We start from the raw sequence: 20,807 nt of genomic DNA, 5'->3' as shown, positions 1-20,807 counted from the left end.
TTTTATAGCTTTTTATCATCAACCGAATTCAGCCATTTCTCGATTTCACCAACAACAGATTCTACACAGCCGGTTTTAAATGGTGATATTAAATTGGCTGCTTCCACGAGTTTAGTAAATGACATAGAACCGCCAAGCTTACAAAGCTTGACATAGTCTGCCCATGCCTCTTGATGATTCTCCCTTGACCGCTTCCAGAATTGGAAGGCGCAAATTTGCGCAAGCGTATAGTCAATATAATAGAACGGTGAATTATAAATATGTCCCTGACGCTGCCAGAAACCGCCGTTCTCCAGATACTCATTGCCGTCATAATTCTTATGCGGCAAATACTTTTTCTCAATTTCCCGCCATTTTTGCTTGCGCTCTGTTGGTGTGGCTTCTGGGGTGTCATAAACCCAGTGCTGGAATTCATCAACGGAAACTCCGTATGGAAGGAATAAGAGCGCATCACTAAGATGAGAAAACTTATATTTATCGGTGTCTTCTTTAAAGAAAAGCTCCATCCATGGCCAGGTGAAAAATTCCATACTCATCGAATGAATTTCACATGCCTCATAGGTTGGCCAGTTATATTCAGGTATTTCAAACTGACGGCTCGAATAAACCTGGAAGGCATGGCCTGCCTCATGGGTCAGGACATCAATATCACCAGAGGTACCATTGAAATTTGAGAAAATGAATGGCGCTTTATGATTTTCAATGTATGTGCAGTAGCCCCCGCTTGCCTTCCCCTTCTTGGCAACAAGGTCCATCAGATTATTTTCCATCATAAAGGTAAAAAATTCTCCGGTTTCCTTTGAAAGATCCTGATACATTTTTTGTCCGTTCTCAATGATCCATTCAGGACTACCCTTCGGTACAGCGTTTCCGGTCTCGAACACAAAGCCTTCATCATAGAATTTTAATTTATCGAGGCCAAGCCGTTCCCGTTGCCGCTCTTTTAGCTTAGAGGCAATTGGAACAATAAAGTCCTTTACCTGCTGACGGAAATTAGCCACCATCTCGGCGTTGTAATCGGTTCTCATCATGCGGTTATAACCAAGCTCGACAAAGTTTTTATAACCCAAGGCGTGAGCAATCTCGGTCCGCACCTTTACCAATTCATCATAAATCCGGTCAAACTCCGCTTCATGCTCTGCAAAGAAGCCAAATTTCGCCGTGCTGGCGCGTTTTCGCATCTCCCGGTCTGTCGATTCAATAAACGGGTCGATTTGCGCAAGTGTACGCTCTTCCCCTTCAAATTCGATTTTCGCCGATGCAACAAGCTTGGTGTATTCTGACGATAATCGGTTTTCCCTTTGCAGCAAAGGAACAATTTCCGGTTTAAACGTCTTTAGCTGACTTTCAGCAAGGGCGAAAAGCTGAGTGCCCCATTTATTTTCCAATTGCGGACGGAATTTGGAATCAACCAAAGCCTGATAATATCCTGTGATTAACCCTTCCACCTCAGGCTGGATTTCATCCATGTAATCCTGCTCATTTTTATAAAATTCATCATTCGTATCAATGGTGTGGCGAATATTACAAAGATTGAACATCGTTCCCAAGTCATTTCTCAGTTGATTGATTTCATTCATGGCCCCGCTCTGCTTTTCCACTGAGTCAGCGTTTTTGAAACGCTCCAATGCTTCATTAAATTTTGCCCGAACCTCGTCTAAGTTAGGTCGTATGTATGTATACTGTTCAAAGCCCATGAAAAAACCCCCTTTTTCATTTTTTTTGGCTATATTCATTTCGACACTATTGATTAATATTCCTTTTTGCAAAAAAAAATACGACTAAAAGCCGTATTAAAATTTTCCTGCAGGCAGACCTAATTTTTTTAACAGGTCAATTGCCTCCAGCTTTTCGGAATCAGATAAACTTGACATAAGCTTATCAATTTGTTGGGCATGTTCAGGAAAAATATCCTGAATCAATTTTTTCCCCTCATCTGTTATTTGTGCAAAAATGACACGTCTATCCGTCGGGCAGGCACTCCTTCTCAATAATCCCTTTTGTTCCAGCTTATCGACAACATACGTAATACTTCCGCTTGCAAGCAGGATTTTTGCACCAATTTGTTGCAGCGGCTGGTCGCCTTTGTGGTAAAGAAGCTCTAATACGGCAAACTCAGTTGGGTTTAGACCGCTTGCTTGGATCACTTTATTAACGTGTTCATTAATGGCTTTATAAGCTCTAGAGAGAACAATAAATAGTTTTAGCGAAACGGCTGTTGAATCTTTTTCCATAACAACTCATCCTTTATCTTTATTGGGAAATTGCCATCAAAAGCAAAACACCTATAATATCTCGATTTCAAAATTATTATAAAAAAATTTCGAACCTCTGTCAATTAACGGCAAAGTCACACTTCTTATCCTAAATGTTTATATGATAGAAAAAGTAAAAAGGATGGAATGCCCATCCTTTTTACTTAATTTCTTGAATTCTTTGATATAACTCTTCTTTTTCTTCATCAGAGAGCATTCGCTCGGCCATTGGAAAAAGGACGTTTTCTTCCTTGTTAAAATGCTCCGTTAAAATAAAGTAAGCATTTTGGATGTATCCAGCTAATTTTTTAAATTCATCAGGTGAAGATGGCATGCCTGTTTCCTGCTCAAGAAAGGATTTAATATGAGCTTTTGCTTGGTCATGCTCATACTCCATTACCGCTATTGGTCCAGAAGTTGTCCCAATATAAGTCCCCATCATTGGGAACAGCACACCTTCTTCTCTTTCCGAATGCGGGTCAAGCGCTGCCTGAAATTCTTTTACCTTCGTAATTAACTCTTGGAAATTAACTTCTATATCAATATCTTTATCAATTTTTTGGGTTAGGCTGAACAGTCCTTCCATTTGACTTCTTAATGGGGGATGTTCTTCTTTCAATTGCCTTAATCCCTTACTTTTTAGCTCAGCACTCGGCATCCCGCCGAAACCGCTCATACAACTGCTCATTACATTCACCTCTTTCAATCTTCTGCTTTCAGTATAAAAGCGCCATTACAATTATGTAGTGACAATCGTCACATCTATACCCAAATTACAACTTCCTCATAATATTATTGACAACTTTTTGAAAACGTTTTATTTTTTTGAAAAATTATAACATTTATCACTCAAAAAAATCTTTATAGTTTCATATAATAAAGTTAGATATTATGAAAGGGAGGTAAATATATTGAAAACCCCAAATTATCATGACTTTTATCAAACGGCATTTTTACCAATTGGTGCAAATGATCTTGTTTCGCTTAAGGATACAGATGCCTATATTCCAGAATCCAATTCTACACATTGGCTAATAGCCGTAGAAGGGGTTCAGCTCCCTCAGCCACGGATTTATTATCATTGGAAAGTCAGTATATATCCAGCCGCAAATGACGGCGACTTCAATTGGAAAAAGCCATATTATTGCTCAGAAAATATGGAACAAATGGATCATGCCATAACCCTTGCTTCCTCGCTTGCAGCCTCCTGCAAAAAAGATGAACTTTCCTCGGCAGCCCTTTTAGAGAAAATAAGCTGACCCTGTAAGTACTTACCTTCTAGCTTCACCTTCTTTTTATAATCTCTTGTGAAAAAATATACATATAGTGTAAATTGCAATTAGCTAAAAAAGGTGCTGCCTGCAATAGCAAACAGCACCTTTTTTTATGCTAACCTGAAGACAATCCCGTGTCCGCCTTTTGGATATTCCCATTTAATATTTTGGTAAGGGCAGCCAATCCGGCAGCTTCCGCATTCGTGACAGCCTTCATAACCTACCTGCATCCGCGTTCCTTCCCACTTATATACCTCGGCTGGGCAAAATACTGTACAAATTTTATCAGGACATTGGGTCATGCAAACGTCATGATCAAGAACGGTAAGATGGGACTTTGTGTCACACTTAAACCTGAGAAGATACTGTTTTTCCTCAATATTCTTCGTTGACATTATTTCACCGCCTTCCAAGCACGATAGAGATCTTGCAATACGCGAAGCGTTCCTCTTTGTGAGGTCATATTCTTAATAATTTGCTTTTGTTTATCACGTTTTGGCGTGCCATCAACTGTAAAGAATTTGCTAGCTGCCTGATTCATCATCGGAACATACTCTTTAAAATATTGCGGGTATTTTTCGAATGTATGGGCCGCATCTTTGTACTTCTCTAAATCTTTGATGATAAAGCTATTATAAAGGGCCTCGCGGTAGTTATTTAACATTGATTCGCTGAAATTGCCGTGGCGGTGCGCCTCAATGACAGTCTCGGCAGCCAATAAGCCAGAATGCATCGCCATGTTCGAACCTTCACGATGAATAGCGTTAACTAGCTGGGCAGCGTCCCCAACAACAATAACTCCGTTGCCTGCCACTTTAGGAACTGAGCGGTAGCCGCCTTCCGGAATGAGGTGGGCAAGATATTCAGCAGACTCGCCGCCGGCAATGAACGGCTTGACCATCGGATGATTCTTTAAGTAATCCAGCAGTTCATAGGGCTTCATTTTTGCTTTTATCATACTCGATAGTGTTGTCCCCACACCGATATTCAAACTCTCTTTGTTGGTATATAGGAAAGCCGTACCCAGATTTCCTTTTGTGGAATCTCCAAAGATCTCAATTGTGCAGCCTTGGTTGTCCTCCAAATTGAAGCGGTCATTTATTTTTTCTTTTGGAAGATTAACAACTTCCATAACTGTCAGCGCCACTTCGTCCGGGCGGAACTCCTTATGAAACCCAAGCTGTTTGGATAACAGGGAGTTAACTCCGTCAGCAAGGACGACTACATCTGCAAAAACCTCACCATCCGGCCGGTCAGTGCGGACGCCAACTACCTTGCCGTTTTCGACAATACATTCTGTGACAACTGTTTCGGTAATTAGAAGCGCTCCTGCCTCCACAGCTTTCTTTGCGAACCATTGGTCAAACTGGGCCCGTAGAACTGTAAAGTTATTATATGGCTCCACACCCCATTCAAGGCCTTTATATCCGAACGAAAGAACTGATTCTTTGTCCATCATCCAGAACCGCTGTTCAATGACTGGTCTTTCAAGCGGCGCTTCTTTCCAAAATTCAGGAATCAATTCTTCCATTTGCTGGCGGTACAATACTCCACCCATAACGTTTTTTGCCCCTGGGTACTCTCCACGTTCAATCAGCAGCACATTCAAACCGTTTTTAGCACAAGTGTAAGCACAAGAGGTTCCTGCAGGGCCAGCCCCTACCACAATCACGTCAAATTTCTCAGGCATAGCTCAGTTCACCGCCCTTTTCAGCTTTAAGCTTTTTAAATTGCTCGATTAGTTTAGGGATAATTTCCATTGCGTCTCCTACAATGCCGTACGTTGCCACGTCAAAAATCGGGGCGTTCGGGTCTTTGTTGATGGCAATTATAAACTCAGAATTCTTCATACCGACCACATGCTGAATCGCTCCGGATACTCCAATGGCAAAATAAATTTTCGGTGTGACCGTTTCTCCTGTCTGTCCAACCTGCTGCTCATGAGGCAGCCATCCTGCTTCAACGACATCGCGGGTTCCGCCTACGCTTGCGCCGATTGTTTCCGCTAATTCATGGATTAGCTGGAAATTTTGCAGGTCGCCCATTCCTTTGCCACCGCATACGATGACATGGGCATCGGCTAATTTAGCTTTTTTTGTTACGTCATTCACAATTTGTAGTACTTTTGTACGCATTTCCGCCTCGTTCAGAGCTATTTTCTCTTCAATGATCTTTCCTTGTCTTCCTGCATCCGGCTCAAGTGCCTTCATTACTTTAGGTCTTACTGTTGCCATTTGCGGGCGATGCTTCTTACAGAGGATCGTTGCCATAATATTACCGCCGAATGCCGGCCGGCTTGCTTCTAGCAATCTATTATCTACGTCCACATCCAGCATCGTCGTATCTGCTGTTAATCCTGTAACTAAATCAGTTGCAACAGCACTTGCCAAGTCCTTTCCGTTGGGGGTTGCACCGTAAAGAATAATTTCCGGCATATATTTTTGAGCTAGCAGCATAACACCGCTCATATAGGATTCTGTACGATAATCCTTCAAAACTGGATGGTCAATTACGTAGACCTCGTCAGCCCCATAAGAAATAACCTGATTTGCTAATGGCCTTATTTGATTGCCCAGCAAGAATCCCCCTAATGGGACCTCAAGCTTATCTGCCAGCTTCCTGCCGGCACCCAGCAATTCTAGTGAAACATCTTCAATTTTGCCGTCATTTTGTTCAATGAATACCCAGACTCCACGGTAATCGTCAAGATTCATTTAAGACCCCTCCCTGCTCTATACCCTAAAATTTATTAACATTATTTAGTTGACTGTAATGTAAACAGGTCTTTTTTCTCCATCAGAATATCCATTAGCTGACTTACCTGCTCATCGGCGGAACCATCTAGCTTTTTCCCGCCTTCAGGCCGTGGAGGTGTAAACATTTTGCCGACAACCGTAGGTGACCCTTTTAGGCCAAGCTGTGAGCGGTCAACATTTTCAAGATCATCCACTGCCCAAATAATAGGTTCATATCTTGCAGCACTAATCATGTTCGGCATTGGTGAATACTCGATATCATTGATTTCTTTTTCAACTGTTAATAGACAAGGCATTTCCGACTGGACCAGTTCGTATCCGTTGGTTAATTTCCGTTGAATTAAGACCGTTTTCTCACGCTCATTCACTTCTGTTACCTCAATCACATTTGTAACAGGAGGAATATCCAATCTCCGTGCGATACCAGGGCCAACCTGGCCGGTATCTCCATCAATGGCATGCTTTCCACAAATAATCATGTCAATCGGGAGTTCCTTGGCAATTCTTTCTAACGCCTTTGATAAGGCGTAACTGGTTGCAAGTGTATCGGCACCGGCAAAAGCACGATCCGATATTAAATACCCTTGGTCTGCGCCAATTTCAACGCTTTTCTTAATGACAGCAGTTGCCTGCGGAGGTCCCATTGATAAAACCGAGATGGTCCCGCCAGTTTTTTCTTTGATTTTAACAGCTTCTTGAACCGCATGGGCATCATATGGGTTCAAAATAGCCGGGGCACTCCTGCGGTCGAGTGTATTTGTTTTCGGATTGATTTTGATGATTTTTGTATCGGGTACTTGTTTGACACATACGACAATGTGCATGTAGGACTTCCCTCCTCCAAATAAGCTAAAAATGATGAAAGCGTTTGACTTACTGGTTGGTTATTAAAAATGCTTTTATTAACGATATATGTATCGCAATTTAAGCATATTACCCAAAATTAATAGATTTCTTTAATTGAATGAAAAAAGCTGGAAAATTCATATAATAGAAAATTTGCTGCATGTGCAGCAAGCACGGGTGAAGTTCAACATGGTGTGGGTATTTTAGATAGAAAATAGTACTAATTTAACTATATGAAATATTGAGATATAGACAATGATAAAAATCACAGCACTGTCTATACATGTAGAAAATATTTTTCTCTCTGAAAAATATTTTTTTAAAGGAGGCACTAAAAAGAATAGGCCTTCTGCTACAATGATTAAATGTAACGGAAGGCCTTTATTTTGAGGTTTCTGGGCATTTTACAGTTAGATAATTACTAATTAGTTAGACTAATACTTTGGGCCAAATCATGATCATCTGCTTTAAGGCGAATTTGATTTCTTCGGGTGGTTTGGAGGCTTGTCCCATCATTCGGTGATACTCATTGATTAACTCGTCCAGTTCTTGACTGTATTTAATGGTTTGTTCACTTGTAAATCCCAATGTATTTGCACTTTTTATCATAAGTTCTCGTTTTGCTTTTATCTCTTCAATCATTTGACTATGGCTCGGACTGTGACTAGTGGAATTACTATACTCGTACAATGTTATCCTCCTACCTCTTACACACTTACTTTAATTCGCTAAAAAATTAGACTACTTGATGAATTATGACAAGAATTTCTTCAAATGTAAATACATTCGCAAAAGTAGACAAAACATTCTAAAACTTTCTATTTTCGACAGTTTATTTGCTTGTTTTCTTGAAATTTCGACATAAATTCCCAAATCGTTAGTTGTGGATTGAGATTATTGAAGAAAACCGCTTTGCATCAATAATGAAAGCGCATTCAACATTGTGGGAGGATTGTACATTTTTTTAAAATATTTTTTTAGTACAAAAGTCCCTGAATTTAATATAAAAAAGCTGGCTCTAAAAAAATCTTAGCCAGCTTTGTAACTTTATATTTTTAGCTTTTTTTAAATATCTCTAACTCACTGATCCGTTTGACTGCTTCTGCAAGGCGCTCTTCTGAGGTCAGCAGGCCGATTCGGACATATCCTTCACCAAACGAACCAAAACCAACTCCCGGCGCTGCTACTACTTGAGCCTTTTCCAACAAAATGTTGGAAAATTCCTCGGAAGAAAAACCGTTCGGCACTTTTAGCCAGGCAAAGAAGGATCCCTTTGGAGCAGACACGTCCCAGCCTATCGAACAGAGGCCGTCAATGAGGCAATTTCGTCTTTGCTCATACATCTCATTTAATTCCTTCACGCAGTCCTGAGGGCCTGTCAGCGCTTCAGCCGCTGCCTCCTGGACGGCACCAAACAAACTGACATATAAGTGATCCTGAATGAGCTCTAGTGCAGAAATCACACTTTCATTTCCTACTGCAAAAGCAACGCGCCAGCCTGCCATATTATAAGTTTTAGAGAGTGTGTATATTTCAATCCCGACATCTTTGGCACCCTGTGCCTGCAGGAAGCTTGGTGGTTTTACACCATCGAAACCGATGCCTCCATATGCGAAGTCGTGTACGATACAAATATCATGGTCATTTGCAAGCCTTACAGTCTCTTCGAAAAATTCTAGGTCAGCCACAGCCCCGGTCGGATTATTAGGATAGTTGAGGAACATTAATTTTGCCTTCTCAAGATCCTCTGTCCCTAGATCGCTATAGTCAGGAAGGAAACGATTTTCTTCTTTCAAAGGCATGGTGACCATTTCGGCTTTAGCCAGTGCGACCCCAGACCAATAGTCAGGATATCCTGGATCAGGAACCAAAACGGTATCCCCAGGGTTTAACAAACATTGTGGAATCTCCACCAAACCTGCTTTGCCTCCAAAAAGGATTGCAACTTCCTTTTCGGGGTTGAGTTCTACACCATATTCCCGAAAATAAAAATCAGAAACCGCTTTTTTTAAATAAGGAAATCCTTGAAATGGAGAATATTTATGATTTATAGGGTTTGCCGCTGCCTCCTGAAGCTTAGTAACAATATGCCCTGGTGTCGGTTGGTCAGGATTCCCCTGGCCTAAATTGATCACATCAAATCCCCGTTCTATGTACTCACCAGCTTTTTTGACGAGTGATGCAAAAAATTGCTTTGGAAGACTATTCAATATTTCCGATTGAGGAAAATGCTTCATGTTCTCACCTGCTATTTTCTAAATTTTAAGGTTGAAATTCTAGTCACAAATGATATAACTTTTATAACAGCTTGTAAAGGAAAAATTCCGAAATTTCATAAGGGAGAGAGAATAATGAAATTAAAGATTGCTTGTTTGCAGATGGATATTGCCTTTGGCAATCCCGAGAAAAACTATCAGAATGCAGAAAAACTAATCGAGACAGCTACTAGCGAACAGCCGGATATCATTGTCTTACCCGAGCTGTGGACAACAGGCTATGATTTGACCCGCCTTGATACAATCGCTGATAAAGGAGCGCTTCAAACAATAGAATTTTTAAAAAATGCTGCCAAAAAGTACAATGTTAACTTTGTCGGCGGTTCTGTTGCCAATCGGGATGACAAGGGAGTGAAAAATACCCTTCTTATCATAAACCGTGAGGGGGAACTTAGTTCCGAATATAGTAAACTGCATTTATTCAAGCTGATGGATGAGCACCTTTATTTGGAAGCGGGTTGTGAAAAAGGCTTGTTTAAGCTTGATAATCATGCATTTGCCGGGGTCATTTGCTATGATATCCGCTTCCCGGAATGGATTCGTGCCCATACATCTGAAGGGGCGGAAGCGCTGTTTGTAGTGGCGGAATGGCCTGCACCAAGATTATCGCATTGGAGAAATCTATTAATTGCCAGAGCAATCGAAAACCAATGCTTTGTGATTGCCTGTAACCGTTCCGGAAGCGATCCGAATAATCAATTTGCCGGACATTCACTCGTCATTGATCCATGGGGTGAGATTATCGCCGAAGCGGGTGCAGATGAGGAGATTTTAACTGCAGAGATTGATTTAAAGCTTGTCGGAGAAATCCGTAAGCAGATTCCAATTTTCGAAGACCGCAGACCGGATTATTATAAATAATTCTTTACAGCAAATAAGAGGCTTTCGAAAAATCGACAGCCTCTTATTTTGCTATATTTCTTTATTAATTTGCCGCGTTAGTTTACTATAACATTATTAATAAATAGGCCCTTTCAACAAGTCTGTTGATTGGCGCTCCAGGCACTTCGCTTTCCGCGGGCGTGCCGGGGAGCCTCCTCGTCGCTAAAGCTCCTGCGGGGTCTCCCCTGCCCCGTACTCCCGCAGGAGTCTTCGTGCCTTCCGCGCCAATCAACAGGTTCATTAAATTAAAACTTCAATTTTACAAGATGAACAAGTATTTTCTTGCCAGAGTTGATGAAGGACAAAATTGAAGGAATCTGAGAGTGAAATGTCCTTCATAAAGCCGATGATGGACAAAATCAAAGGAATCTAGGAGAGAAATGTCCTTCATAAAGCCGATGATGGACAAAATCAAAGGGATATGTGAAGGAAATGTCCCTCATAAAGGCGATACACTTAGCAAGGTTCGAAAAAGTGTGTGGCAATAATTTAGATTAATTTGTCTCCCTGTTGATTGGAGCGGAGGGCACTCGACTCCTGCGGGATATAGAGGTCACTGGAGACCCCGCAGGCGCCAAAGCGCCGAGGAGGCTTCAGGACCTCCCCGCGGAAAGCGAGTGCCCGGAGCGGAAATCAACAGGCCTAGTTGCAGAGACTATTAATTTAGATTTAGATAAAATAAAAAATTGCCAAGAAAAATAACCTTTCTCGACAATTTGAGAGGCTGCAAGTCAGCCTCTTTATCATACTTTTTAAGTTTTAATGCAGCGGCAGGGTAATAAAGAATGTAGTCCCTTTTCCTACTTCGCTTTCAATCCGTATTGAGCCTTTATGCTCCTCAATGATTTTATAGCTGACCACTAATCCAAGTCCTGTGCCTCTTTCTTTGGTTGTGAAAAAGGCTTCCCCCAACCTTTGTAATTTCTCTTTTGATATTCCTATCCCTTCATCCTGGATTGAAATAAGAGCCTGATTATTCTCAAAGGCCTCTATCGTAACCGTAATTGTTCCGCCATCTGGCATGACTTCGATCGCATTTTTGATTAAATTAATAAAAACCTTTTTCAACTGATTGGGTTCACAAAAAATCGGAGAAAGCTTTTCATCAAACCTTGTTGAGAATTGAACATTATGTAATACAGCCTGGGCATGTAAAATGTCTAAGGTTTCCCTCATTATTTGATTCAGATTCTTCTCCTGAAAACGGATTTCCTGGGGTTTAGCCAATAGTAAAAATTCGTTAATGATGGTATCAATCCGCTCTAGCTCACTAGTAATTACTTCATAGTACATGGAATGTTCTCGTTTAATGCTACCTTCAAGCAGCTGGATAAAGCCTTTTAAAGCGGTCATCGGATTTCTGATTTCGTGGGCTATTCCGGCCGCTAGCTCGCCTATAACCTTTAACGTTTCTGATTTCCTAAGCTGTTCCTGCATATCCATCTTTTCAGTAATATCCTTTAAGGCGGTAAAATTCAAGTCCGCCATAATGTCTAATTTTGAACTGATTTCGATATGCCTATTTTTGCCGGAAATCATCTCAAAAACAATAATGGATGTATAATAACCCTTTTTAATTACCTGCTTTATATGTTTCTTTATTTCTAGCGTTTGTTTTTCAACCTTGCTAAATGGCTCATAAAACAATCTACCTATTAATTTTTCCTTTGGAAGACCAAATAGCTTTTCTGCTGTAAAATTTACATCCACTATGCGATATTGGTAATCCCAAAGGATGAGTCCATCAATGGAATCTTCAAAAATGCGTTCATATCTTCGTTCGTGCTCTTGCAATTTTGCATTTTTTGAAAACACTACATCAGGCTTACTTGGTAACGTACCATCCTGTTCCAATTTGATTTCCAATAAACGGCCACCCCGCTATCAACCAAAGTTCAGCGTTAATTTAAAAAGATATATTCTATATAAAACTTGGAAATTCCTTTTTTCTGCCAATAAATTTTATTAGCTTAAATGAAAAACGCAAAGCTAATTTGCTTTGCGTTTTTCTTTTTTATAGCCATGGATTTTCATGCTTTGCTTTAAGGCGCTGCCACCTTTTTTCTACTTCTCTTTCGAATTCGTCTACTAGATGTTTGTTTTCCTCTTTGAGGAGATGTTTCGTTTTCCCCATATATTTAAACCATTCTGTTACCGAAACTCGCTTTTTCTTTTCTTCAGGGTTATAGGTAATAGTGGTAACACCCTGTTCTACTTCATACAGTGGGAAGAAGCAGGAATTGACGGCCTCTTCAAGAATTTTTGTTCCATAACGGTCCTCAGACTTCCAATTTAATGGACAGGTAATTAACAGTTTTCCATACACTGGTCCGACATTTTGTGCGTACCACTGGGCTTTCGCGCCTTTTTTGACCAAATCCTGCGGGAATGCTTCTGATCCGGTAAATACATAAGGGATATTTGTCGCAGCCATAATTTGTACCGTATCCTTGTGGTGGAAGCTTTTCCCTTGCTGTGTTTTTCCAACACCAGAAGTACTTGTCATATGGCCAAGCGGTGTTGAATAAGACATTTGCGACCCGGTATTCATGTAGCCTTCATTATCGTATTCGAGCATAATCAGCTTATGGCCGCGAAGTGCCGTTCCAATTGCCGATCCCATACCGATATCCATTCCGCCGTCACCGGTAATCATCACGAATGTCGCATCATCGGACACTTGAATTTCCCCGCGCCGCTTTAATTCCATGAAGGCCTCAACAGTACCTGAGAGGGTTGCTGCACCATTCTGGAACAGGTTATGCATCATCGTCTGCTTATGCGAGCTATATGGATAGGCAGTTGTTGTAACGTAGGCACAGCCAGTTTGGAATAGAGTGACAATATCCCCTTCAATCCCTTTAAAGAACAACTCCAGCCCGCCAAATATGCCGCAGCCCGGGCAGGCGCCGTGACCGGAAGCAATTCTTTTCGGCTTATTTGTCAGCATCCGCAGTGGCGGGATTTTCACTTTTAATTTATTTGTTTCTTGATCCATTTTTACTTCAATTAAACCAGATTTATAAGCATCCCCCTGCTGCGGAGTGATGACAGGCTTCAGGATTTTTTCCGGATTTCCCGGTACATGCCCGAAATAATCAAATGGTTTTTCCGCATAGCCTTTCTCCATCGCATCAATCGCCATATTAAAGAATTCATGGGCATCACTTGCATAGAAATCCTTACCGCCCATTCCGAATACACGGCTTAATACGATGGTTTGATTATTCTTGTCATCCTGCAGGGCAGACTTGATCTCATGCGTTAAGTTTGGACCATGTGCACCATAGGAATCAGCACGCTCACCGACTAATAATGCTTTCACATTTTTAAGAGCTTCACGGATTTCTTTAGCCGGGAATGGACGAATAATATTTGGACTGATTACCCCTGCTTTAATTCCTTGGGCGCGCAGCTGGTCGACAACATCCTTTGCCGATTCGGCTGCAGAGTTTAATAGGAATAACGCAACTTCAGCGTCCTCCATTTTGTATAAGTCCAAAACAGAATATTCTCTTCCTGAAAGTTTTGCAAATTCGGCAGACACTTCCCTGAATACCTCTCCGGCATTGTACATAGCTTCGGATTGCTGGAAGTGATTGTTCATCAAATCTCCGCCGTTCATGTGGGCACCGATCGTTACCGGTTTTTGCGGATCTCTAATAAAATTGTAATCAGTCGGGCATTCGCCGACAAATTGCTGCACTACCCGACGGTCCTTGAAGTATTGAACTCTCCGTTTTTGGTGGGACGTCCAGAATCCATCATAGGCTACAATGACAGGGAGCCGGACTTTGGAGTGTTCGGCAATTTTCAATGCCATAATATTCATGTCATAGACCGCTTGCGGGGTTCTTGCCGTTAAAATAACCCAACCCGTATTTAGACCAAAATAAAGATCTGAGTGGTCTCCGCGGATATCAAGCGGACCACTGACAGCCCGAGTGACCAGATTCATGACCATCGGGAATCGTGTGCCCGCCTGAACCGGAAGCTGTTCAATCATATATAAAAAGCCGTTCGCACTTGTTGCATTGAAGACGCGCGCCCCAGTGGCGGCAGCACCATAGCAAATACCGGCCGATCCATGCTCGCCATCTGCCGGAATCAGCTTAATATCATGCTCGCCCCGGGCTTTCATTTGGTCTAAGAATTGTGCCACCTCTGTAGATGGAGTAATCGGGAAATAACCCATAATATGATAGTTGATTTGCGCTGCCGCCATCGCAGCCATTTCATTGCCGGATTCAAAAGTTGAAATCTGCTCGGCTCCAACCTGCGCTGTTAATTTTTCCTCTAAAATACCCATTATAAATTCCCTCCTACTGCATAAGGAAAGTTTTGCTTCACACGATTTGCATCTGCGTATCCGATCATTTCGCGAAGATCCGTTAAAGCACTTGTCGGACATGCTTCCACACATTTTAAGCAGCCCTTGCAATATTGATAGTCAATTCCCTTAAGAAACATTTGCTTTCTGCCGCGCTTGTCCTCTCCCTCTTCCCAGACGAAACAGAAATCTGGACAAACGTTATCGCAGGCCGCACAGTCTATACACTTATCGCGTTCAAACTGTGGCAGGAAGCCCTGTCTTGAGCCACTCAAATCTTTTAATATACTATTTGCCTGAGTGGTGATTACACCACCAAGCTCTTGGGTCATATAGCCTAGCTGCGGAAGCGGGCGGGTAAAGGCTTTACCTTGGGCATCCTCCGGAACATGGTAGGTTTTAAATTCAACTTCATTATAGCCGCGGTCAAACGTCCGTAGGTTCGGTTCGACAAAGTGCGGGTATTTTTTCTCGAATGTCTTCCGGATAACTTTTCTCATGGCATCCGGATCCAAAAAATCACAAATGCGGAATAACGCCCCAAGCATCGCTGTATTTACTTTTGTTTTTTCCTCGACAGCAATGGTTAACGCATCTACAATCGCTAATGTTCCATATTCTAGTTTTAAGTCCTTTTTCACATCATCGAAATCTCTTGATGAGTTGACTAAGACGATGCCGTCAGCATTTAAACCGCTGACCACATTAATCGTTTTATACAATGCTTCGTGGAAAACGCCCACAATATGAGGCTGCTCAATTGGACTGTGATCACGAATTTCAACCCCAGATTCACAAAAGCGGATAAAGCTTTTAACCGGAGTTCCTTTTTTCTCCGAGCCATAGGACGAAAAGTTGGAGCCATTTAACCCAAGCCCTAATACCCCTGCTTCAGCCAGCATTTTTCCGGCAAGATTTGCTCCAAGACCACCGATTGATTCGAGACGGATTTCAAAAAAACCCAGCTCATTTTTTTGCGGTAAAATAGACATAATGTCCCTCTCCTTCTTTGTTCAATAAAACTACCCGAAAAAGACATAAATAATTAACTTATCTCACCGCTATTGTAGGCCATATTATTTTTTAAATCTGTGACAAAAATCAAACATCCAAACATTTTTTTTAAAACACATTTTAATCCGTCAAAAAAATTCTTTATTTACAAAGCATCTTCATTGTTTTTTAATTATATAACAGGTCACTCGTTGTATTATAACAGAACGATTGCGATTGAAAATCATCTTAGCATAAGATAAAGTGGCACCGGTTTGTCCCCTGTCCTTTTCGGCTAAAATAAGCTATAATATTATTTTGTTTTATTATGAAAAAGGAGCTTTATTATGAAAGTCATTTGTTCCACCCTTAACGCAAAATACATTCATACCAATCTGGCCATAAGGTGCTTAAAGGCATATGCAGCACCTGAATTTGATATCATTTTAAAGGAATACACCATCAAAGATCCGGTGATGAACATTGTCTCCGATCTCCACCAGCAAAAGCCGGATGTTATCGGTTTTAGCTGTTATATTTGGAATATTGAAGAGACCCTTAAGGTCATCAATATGCTAAAGAAAATTGACCCTTCCCTCATTATTGTATTAGGAGGCCCTGAGGTTTCCTACGACACACGCGAATGGATGGAAAAACATCCGGAAATCGACTTTATCGTAATGGGCGAAGGGGAACAAACCTTTAAACAATTGCTGACGGAGCTTGATACAAACAAAAATATCGATAATGTCCATGGAGTTGCATATCGTGACAATGGAACCTTAGCCAGCACACCACAGAGAAATAAGCTTGATTTAAAAGAATTACCCTCCCCCTTCCGCTTTCCTGAGGATATTCCCCAGTTGGGGAAACGGGTTACTTATATCGAAACAAGCCGAGGCTGTCCGTTCAGCTGTCAATTTTGCCTATCTTCCATCGAAGTCGGTGTCCGCTATTTTGACCGGGAACGAATTAAAGAGGATATTCGCTATTTAATGGCAAACGGTGCAAAAACAATTAAATTTGTTGACCGGACCTTTAATATTAGCAGAAGCTATGCAATGGAAATGTTCCGCTTCCTTATTGATGAACATCTTCCAGGAACTGTGTTTCAATTTGAAATTACTGCGGATATTATGCGGCCGGAAGTGATTGAATTTCTTAACCAAGAGGCACCAAAAGGGCTTTTCCGTTTCGAAATTGGTGTACAGTCAACGAATGACTATACAAATGAGCTTGTGAGAAGAAAGCAAAATTTTGAAAAACTGAAAAGAACAGTGACAATGGTGAAAGTTGGGGGGAAAATCGATCAGCATCTTGATCTTATCACGGGACTGCCTGAAGAAGATTACGCCTCCTTCCGGAAGACCTTCAACGATGTGTTTGAAATGAGGCCGGAAGAACTGCAGTTAGGGTTTTTAAAAATGCTGCGCGGAACAGGGGTACGTATACGTGCTTCAGAACATGATTATGTATATATGGATCATTCCCCGTATGAGATTTTAAGCAACAATGTTCTATCGTTTGACGATATTGTTAAAATAAAGCAAGTGGAAGATGTGTTAGAAAAATATTGGAATGACCACCGTATGGATCACACAGTTGAATACCTGGTGACACATGTTTTCCCTTCACCGTTCGATTTCTTTCAGGATTTTGGTTCCTACTGGGATGAACAGGGCTGGTCAAGAATCGGCCATCAGTTGGAGGATCTATTTCGTCGATTACATTCATTTTTAGTCAAGAGGGCGGTTCCGAACCTTGATGTTATTTCCGGTTTAATGAAATATGATTATTTAAAACATCATAAATACAAACCGAGAAAACCTTGGTGGGAAGCAGGGCTGGAGAAAAGCGAACGTTCGAAAATCTACAAACGCATTTCCGAGACTCCGCAGCTTTTAGGACCGGAATTTCTCAAACTTGAGCTGGATGAAAAAGAACTCTATAAGCATACCATGCTAGAGCTTTTGTCTTTTGACCTGACAAAGTACTTTCTAAACGGTGAAATAGACCACCAGGCTTCCAGTTTATTGGCGTATTTCGACCCTACCAACCTAGAGACACTTTTATTTCCTTTTAAAATTTAAAATAAGCCGGTGCTCCCGGCTTATTTTTCTTTTTTAGGTGCGTTTTTTCTTAAATTTGTTTTTTATTTTTTCAACCAATGGAATACCGTTTACATCACCAAATTCTACACTAAATTCCTCTATAGGTATTCTTGGCGGGGTCTTGCGGCGGCCTTTCATCTTAACTTCTTCCCTTTTTCCCTAGCTTTGAATTGCGGTTTTGAAATCTGATTGCATTATTGTTATCGGTAAATTCAGCGGAAAATTCACTTTCCTGGACATTCTTCTTTGGGGTTTTGGTGTACTTTTCCACTGCATCAAATTCAGCCTTCCGCTTAGCCATCTTGGAAAACCTCCTTAAAATTCATGTTACATAGATAGTTTTAAGCAATTTTTGTCGAATCATTCGTTTCCTTATTTTTCATAAATAAAAAAAAGGTTTACGCAAAAAATATAAAAAACAGGGGGACTGCTGGATGAAAAAAGATAATATGAAGAAAATTGGAAAGAAAGTAAGTATCGATGAAACTTTGCCGCATCAAATAAATGCACCAAGCTTTGAAGGAACAGGAATAAAAATGGAAGCGCCATTTGTTAATGAGCATGGTGTAGTCATTGGGGATAGCTTATATGCCTCAGAAAATTCTCCACTGGAAAACTGGTCAGAGGATACGGACCCAGCCATAATGTCGGGTGATGAGTGGGTGCACCCGACGAACGATATCGGCTGGAACACGGCAGAAAATCGGGAACTGCTAGAAAGCAAAAGAAAGCCGCAAGCTTATCCGTTTATGCATCCCACCAAGGATGTAAGCAAAGGTACAGATTGAAAAGCTAACCAGATTCGATAAACATTTCCACTTATGAATAAAGTCAAAGCAATCAATACTACCCTTACAGAGAAAAAAATCTCTGGATAGAATAAGGAGTGAAAAATATGGCTAACAGCAGAAATAAATTATTAGTGCCTGGAATTGAACAATACCTTGATCAAGTTAAATATGAAATAGCCCAAGAATTCGGAGTACATTTGGGGTCCGATACCGTTTCTAGAGCCAATGGTTCGGTTGGCGGGGAAATAACAAAAAGACTTGTCCAGCAAGCACAGGCACAATTATCAGGACGTGAATAATTTCATAAAAATGGCAAAGAGGCAGCTCTTTTGGAGCGCCTCTTTTTATTTGTTTCTTTGTTTAATTTGGTTGTCAGAATAATGGTATTTTCCTTTTGGATTGGGATTTCCCTGTGAATTCCCCTGTTGATTGGCTTGCTTTTTAGCCTGCCCAGGATTTTGCTTTTGTTGGTAATCATCTATCTTTTTTGCCTGTCCAGGGGGTACTTTATCTTCGACTGGAGATTGGCCTACGGCCGCCTGCGGAGTATTATCAACGGCAGGAGGTTCCTGAGTGACATTTTCCTCCATTTGTTTCTTTAATTGCCCTGGCGGTGCCTTTGCTTCCGGCTCAGTAGGATTATTATGATTTTTGTACTTCTTCCAATTATTCTCCACTTTCTCTTTTGCCACTGGATTATTTACTGCCTTGTATTTACCAGTAGTGACACCTTTTTCGTGAGCAGTTTCAAGATCCTTTTCAGTGCCTGATAAAACAGTATACGCTAGCTGCTGCTCGGAAACAGCTTTGGTAATCTCTTTAATATCAGTTTCAAGCTTTTGCTCTTCCTTCTTTTCCATTTGACTGGTCGGAACGGTTGAAATAATGACATGCTTGTTCGTTTTGAAATACCCTTCTTTACCTATTTCCGATAAAATTTCTTCCGTCACCTTCGTAACATCTTGTTTCTCCCAATCATCCAAATGGGATATAATCTTTTTACCTTCAGGATTATAGCCTGTCAATTCCACAACCTGCATCTTTTTATTTATTCCTAGTTCAATGCTCGGATTTACATCAATTGACATATAGGCATAAGCTTTATTATTTTGATACATTGGAATAAATGAACCGGAAAAAAGTAAAACTGCAGCCGCTGCAGCCCAAACGGTTTTCATTTTGGCAACTTTCTTTATGGACGATAGATATCTTAATTGATTCTTGCCTTCAACGGGATAAAAAGTTATTTCCTCTCCAATTGAATAAGATTGCTTAAGTCTCTTAGCCCGTAAGAACTCACCTTCAGGGGTTAAAAGCGTGAGAAAAAAATCATCCATTTCCATTATTATTCCCTTTTTCATGTATCAAGCACCCCCTTTATATAATCCTTCATATACACGTAATCACTTGATAAAATTAAAGCAATGGCAATAATATATTTGCGATTTCTTTCTAAGGTTTTTCTAGAGACATTTACCATTTTTTCAAGCTGATTAATAGGCAGCCGCTTTTTTTCGCGTAATGATTTAAATAATTCTTCATTGTCGACCAATGTTTTTGCCGCGATGATGGCATTTTTCCTAGCATCCGCATGCTTCGGGGAATTCTCCACCAAATCGCTAAAGGTTAAATCAAAAGAAGCTAATAATGATTGGAAATGAATAATTTCATCTTTTCTTAGCTGTTCGTCAGTCTTTTTCTGATATTCATCAAGGGAAAGCTCATTGACTATTGCCGTTCCAGGTAATTCCTCATCTTGGAGGGCATTCGTTATATCAATACTGATGTGCTGATTTTTTGTTTGCTTTCGAATGTAGTCAATAACTCGTCTTTTAATAATCACTTCTGAAAAGCTTAATAAAGAGCTGCCGCGGTCTTTTGAATATTTTTCAATCGCCTCGTTAAAAGCAATAAGGCCAATGCTAAATTCATCATCGGATTCATAGATATACCGGCGGCATACTGAAGAAACAGTTTTAGCGATAAATGGTTTATAGGCCTGGATGAGTTCATTCAGCAATGACTTATCACCTTGCTGAATCAAGGCAACTGTATCTTCTAATGTTCTTTTATTCTTTTTAGCCATAAACAATAAACCTAGCATTTGCTCACCTCTTATTCGACCAATTATAACATACGAAACAAGCTTTGGTCTTTATGGGGATAAGCATAGGAAAAGACTGTATTTAGCCCACTAGCCTTCGTTTATTTGTTATTGTTCATGTCTTATTTTAATAAATGTTACGTATATAGAATTACTCTTTATGGGGGTTTGCGTAAAAAATTTCCCAAT

General features: G+C 40.7%; 20 protein-coding genes. 5 read left to right on the top strand and 15 right to left on the bottom strand.

Translation table 11 applies throughout. From position 1 onward, the window contains the following. Positions 1–2 precede the first annotated feature (2 nt). The 3 genes from ACZ5B7_RS08900 to ACZ5B7_RS08890 form a co-directional block, all read right to left on the bottom strand. The gene (locus ACZ5B7_RS08900) at positions 3–1,697 is read right to left on the bottom strand and encodes a M3 family oligoendopeptidase (protein ID WP_464493484.1); all 1,695 of its coding nucleotides are present in this window, start codon (positions 1,695–1,697) and stop codon (positions 3–5) included. Between the two features lie 96 nt (positions 1,698–1,793). Continuing rightward, positions 1,794–2,234 (bottom strand): MarR family winged helix-turn-helix transcriptional regulator, encoded by a 441-nt coding sequence (locus ACZ5B7_RS08895; protein ID WP_213116522.1) that lies wholly within the window; start codon positions 2,232–2,234, stop codon positions 1,794–1,796. Between the two features lie 181 nt (positions 2,235–2,415). Further along, entirely contained in the window at positions 2,416–2,943 is a 528-nt protein-coding gene (locus ACZ5B7_RS08890; protein WP_464493483.1) for a hemerythrin domain-containing protein, read from the bottom strand. Between the two features lie 223 nt (positions 2,944–3,166). On the opposite strand from ACZ5B7_RS08890, the gene ACZ5B7_RS08885 reads away from it, so the two are divergent. Continuing rightward, positions 3,167–3,514, top strand: a complete 348-nt coding sequence (locus ACZ5B7_RS08885) for a hypothetical protein (RefSeq protein ID WP_213140925.1) — start codon at positions 3,167–3,169, stop codon at positions 3,512–3,514. Between the two features lie 125 nt (positions 3,515–3,639). Here the strand turns inward: ACZ5B7_RS08885 and ACZ5B7_RS08880 are convergent, their stop codons facing one another. The 6 genes from ACZ5B7_RS08880 to ACZ5B7_RS08855 all read right to left on the bottom strand — a co-directional run bounded on the left by ACZ5B7_RS08880 (position 3,640) and on the right by ACZ5B7_RS08855 (position 9,368). Continuing rightward, positions 3,640–3,924 carry a ferredoxin family protein gene (locus tag ACZ5B7_RS08880; protein ID WP_040204690.1) on the bottom strand — a complete coding sequence of 95 codons (285 nt, stop codon included), beginning with the start codon at positions 3,922–3,924 and terminating at the stop codon, positions 3,640–3,642. After that, positions 3,924–5,219, bottom strand: coding sequence for an FAD-dependent oxidoreductase (locus tag ACZ5B7_RS08875; RefSeq protein ID WP_423801561.1), 1,296 nt, complete (start codon positions 5,217–5,219; stop codon positions 3,924–3,926). The genes ACZ5B7_RS08880 and ACZ5B7_RS08875 overlap by 1 nt, the downstream gene beginning before the upstream one ends. Then, on the bottom strand, positions 5,212–6,243 hold the full coding sequence (locus ACZ5B7_RS08870) for an electron transfer flavoprotein subunit alpha/FixB family protein (RefSeq protein ID WP_423801560.1): 1,032 nt from the start codon (positions 6,241–6,243) through the stop codon (positions 5,212–5,214). The genes ACZ5B7_RS08875 and ACZ5B7_RS08870 overlap by 8 nt, the downstream gene beginning before the upstream one ends. A 41-nt stretch (positions 6,244–6,284) precedes the next feature. Beyond that, the gene (locus ACZ5B7_RS08865; protein ID WP_423801559.1) at positions 6,285–7,109 is read right to left on the bottom strand and encodes an electron transfer flavoprotein subunit beta/FixA family protein; all 825 of its coding nucleotides are present in this window, start codon (positions 7,107–7,109) and stop codon (positions 6,285–6,287) included. Between the two features lie 451 nt (positions 7,110–7,560). Further along, the gene (locus ACZ5B7_RS08860) at positions 7,561–7,821 is read right to left on the bottom strand and encodes a Spo0E family sporulation regulatory protein-aspartic acid phosphatase (RefSeq protein WP_464493482.1); all 261 of its coding nucleotides are present in this window, start codon (positions 7,819–7,821) and stop codon (positions 7,561–7,563) included. Positions 7,822–8,186: 365 nt separating this feature from the next. Beyond that, the gene (locus ACZ5B7_RS08855; RefSeq protein ID WP_464493481.1) at positions 8,187–9,368 is read right to left on the bottom strand and encodes an aminotransferase class I/II-fold pyridoxal phosphate-dependent enzyme; all 1,182 of its coding nucleotides are present in this window, start codon (positions 9,366–9,368) and stop codon (positions 8,187–8,189) included. Between ACZ5B7_RS08855 and ACZ5B7_RS08850 the strand changes: the two genes are divergently transcribed. Beyond that, positions 9,360–10,268 carry a carbon-nitrogen family hydrolase gene (locus ACZ5B7_RS08850; protein ID WP_464493480.1) on the top strand — a complete coding sequence of 303 codons (909 nt, stop codon included), beginning with the start codon at positions 9,360–9,362 and terminating at the stop codon, positions 10,266–10,268. The genes ACZ5B7_RS08855 and ACZ5B7_RS08850 overlap by 9 nt on opposite strands. A 780-nt stretch (positions 10,269–11,048) precedes the next feature. Here the strand turns inward: ACZ5B7_RS08850 and ACZ5B7_RS08845 are convergent. The 3 genes from ACZ5B7_RS08845 to ACZ5B7_RS08835 form a co-directional block, all read right to left on the bottom strand. After that, a complete protein-coding gene (locus ACZ5B7_RS08845) occupies positions 11,049–12,155 on the bottom strand; it encodes an ATP-binding protein (protein WP_464493479.1) in 1,107 nt (368 codons plus the stop codon). A 148-nt stretch (positions 12,156–12,303) separates the two neighbouring features. Further along, positions 12,304–14,598, bottom strand: coding sequence for a thiamine pyrophosphate-dependent enzyme (locus ACZ5B7_RS08840; RefSeq protein WP_464493478.1), 2,295 nt, complete (start codon positions 14,596–14,598; stop codon positions 12,304–12,306). After that, positions 14,598–15,611: a 2-oxoacid:acceptor oxidoreductase family protein gene (locus tag ACZ5B7_RS08835; RefSeq protein WP_464493477.1), complete on the bottom strand. Its 1,014-nt coding sequence runs from the start codon at positions 15,609–15,611 to the stop codon at positions 14,598–14,600. The genes ACZ5B7_RS08840 and ACZ5B7_RS08835 overlap by 1 nt, the downstream gene beginning before the upstream one ends. A gap of 348 nt (positions 15,612–15,959) precedes the next feature. Between ACZ5B7_RS08835 and ACZ5B7_RS08830 the strand changes: the two genes are divergently transcribed. Beyond that, a complete protein-coding gene (locus ACZ5B7_RS08830; protein ID WP_464493476.1) occupies positions 15,960–17,702 on the top strand; it encodes a B12-binding domain-containing radical SAM protein in 1,743 nt (580 codons plus the stop codon). A gap of 160 nt (positions 17,703–17,862) precedes the next feature. Here ACZ5B7_RS08830 and ACZ5B7_RS08825 read toward each other — a convergent pair whose 3' ends face one another. Continuing rightward, on the bottom strand, positions 17,863–18,024 hold the full coding sequence (locus ACZ5B7_RS08825) for a hypothetical protein (protein ID WP_213116533.1): 162 nt from the start codon (positions 18,022–18,024) through the stop codon (positions 17,863–17,865). 133 nt (positions 18,025–18,157) lie between these two features. On the opposite strand from ACZ5B7_RS08825, the gene ACZ5B7_RS08820 reads away from it, so the two are divergent. Both ACZ5B7_RS08820 and ACZ5B7_RS08815 read left to right on the top strand, forming a co-directional pair. Further along, positions 18,158–18,511 carry a DUF3905 domain-containing protein gene (locus ACZ5B7_RS08820; RefSeq protein WP_464493475.1) on the top strand — a complete coding sequence of 118 codons (354 nt, stop codon included), beginning with the start codon at positions 18,158–18,160 and terminating at the stop codon, positions 18,509–18,511. 107 nt (positions 18,512–18,618) lie between these two features. Further along, the gene (locus ACZ5B7_RS08815) at positions 18,619–18,813 is read left to right on the top strand and encodes an alpha/beta-type small acid-soluble spore protein (protein ID WP_213116535.1); all 195 of its coding nucleotides are present in this window, start codon (positions 18,619–18,621) and stop codon (positions 18,811–18,813) included. 45 nt (positions 18,814–18,858) lie between these two features. On the opposite strand, the gene ACZ5B7_RS08810 is transcribed toward ACZ5B7_RS08815, so the two are convergent. Both ACZ5B7_RS08810 and sigI read right to left on the bottom strand, forming a co-directional pair. After that, entirely contained in the window at positions 18,859–19,875 is a 1,017-nt protein-coding gene (locus tag ACZ5B7_RS08810) for an anti-sigma factor domain-containing protein (protein ID WP_464493474.1), read from the bottom strand. Beyond that, positions 19,872–20,618, bottom strand: a complete 747-nt coding sequence (gene sigI, locus ACZ5B7_RS08805; protein ID WP_213140938.1) for an RNA polymerase sigma factor SigI — start codon at positions 20,616–20,618, stop codon at positions 19,872–19,874. Before sigI ends, ACZ5B7_RS08810 begins: the two co-directional genes overlap by 4 nt. Positions 20,619–20,807: the final 189 nt, after the last annotated feature.

Source organism: Neobacillus sp. S1115 (assembly GCF_055385565.1).
Note: the sequence above shows the minus strand (reverse complement) of the source record. Positions and strands in the feature narration are given on the sequence as shown.

Bases quoted from the DNA above. Each gene is read 5' to 3' on its own strand.
- ACZ5B7_RS08900 (WP_464493484.1), bottom strand. From the start codon at position 1,697: ATGGGCTTTGAACAGTATACATACATACGACCTAACTTAGACGAGGTT.
- ACZ5B7_RS08895 (WP_213116522.1), bottom strand. From the start codon at position 2,234: ATGGAAAAAGATTCAACAGCCGTTTCGCTAAAACTATTTATTGTTCTC.
- ACZ5B7_RS08890 (WP_464493483.1), bottom strand. From the start codon at position 2,943: ATGAGCAGTTGTATGAGCGGTTTCGGCGGGATGCCGAGTGCTGAGCTA.
- ACZ5B7_RS08880 (WP_040204690.1), bottom strand. From the start codon at position 3,924: ATGTCAACGAAGAATATTGAGGAAAAACAGTATCTTCTCAGGTTTAAG.
- ACZ5B7_RS08875 (WP_423801561.1), bottom strand. From the start codon at position 5,219: ATGCCTGAGAAATTTGACGTGATTGTGGTAGGGGCTGGCCCTGCAGGA.
- ACZ5B7_RS08870 (WP_423801560.1), bottom strand. From the start codon at position 6,243: ATGAATCTTGACGATTACCGTGGAGTCTGGGTATTCATTGAACAAAAT.
- ACZ5B7_RS08865 (WP_423801559.1), bottom strand. From the start codon at position 7,109: ATGCACATTGTCGTATGTGTCAAACAAGTACCCGATACAAAAATCATC.
- ACZ5B7_RS08850 (WP_464493480.1), top strand. From the start codon at position 9,360: ATGCTTCATGTTCTCACCTGCTATTTTCTAAATTTTAAGGTTGAAATT.
- ACZ5B7_RS08855 (WP_464493481.1), bottom strand. From the start codon at position 9,368: ATGAAGCATTTTCCTCAATCGGAAATATTGAATAGTCTTCCAAAGCAA.
- ACZ5B7_RS08840 (WP_464493478.1), bottom strand. From the start codon at position 14,598: ATGGGTATTTTAGAGGAAAAATTAACAGCGCAGGTTGGAGCCGAGCAG.
- ACZ5B7_RS08835 (WP_464493477.1), bottom strand. From the start codon at position 15,611: ATGTCTATTTTACCGCAAAAAAATGAGCTGGGTTTTTTTGAAATCCGT.
- ACZ5B7_RS08830 (WP_464493476.1), top strand. From the start codon at position 15,960: ATGAAAGTCATTTGTTCCACCCTTAACGCAAAATACATTCATACCAAT.
- ACZ5B7_RS08825 (WP_213116533.1), bottom strand. From the start codon at position 18,024: ATGGCTAAGCGGAAGGCTGAATTTGATGCAGTGGAAAAGTACACCAAA.
- ACZ5B7_RS08820 (WP_464493475.1), top strand. From the start codon at position 18,158: ATGAAAAAAGATAATATGAAGAAAATTGGAAAGAAAGTAAGTATCGAT.
- ACZ5B7_RS08815 (WP_213116535.1), top strand. From the start codon at position 18,619: ATGGCTAACAGCAGAAATAAATTATTAGTGCCTGGAATTGAACAATAC.
- ACZ5B7_RS08810 (WP_464493474.1), bottom strand. From the start codon at position 19,875: ATGAAAAAGGGAATAATAATGGAAATGGATGATTTTTTTCTCACGCTT.
- sigI (WP_213140938.1), bottom strand. From the start codon at position 20,618: ATGCTAGGTTTATTGTTTATGGCTAAAAAGAATAAAAGAACATTAGAA.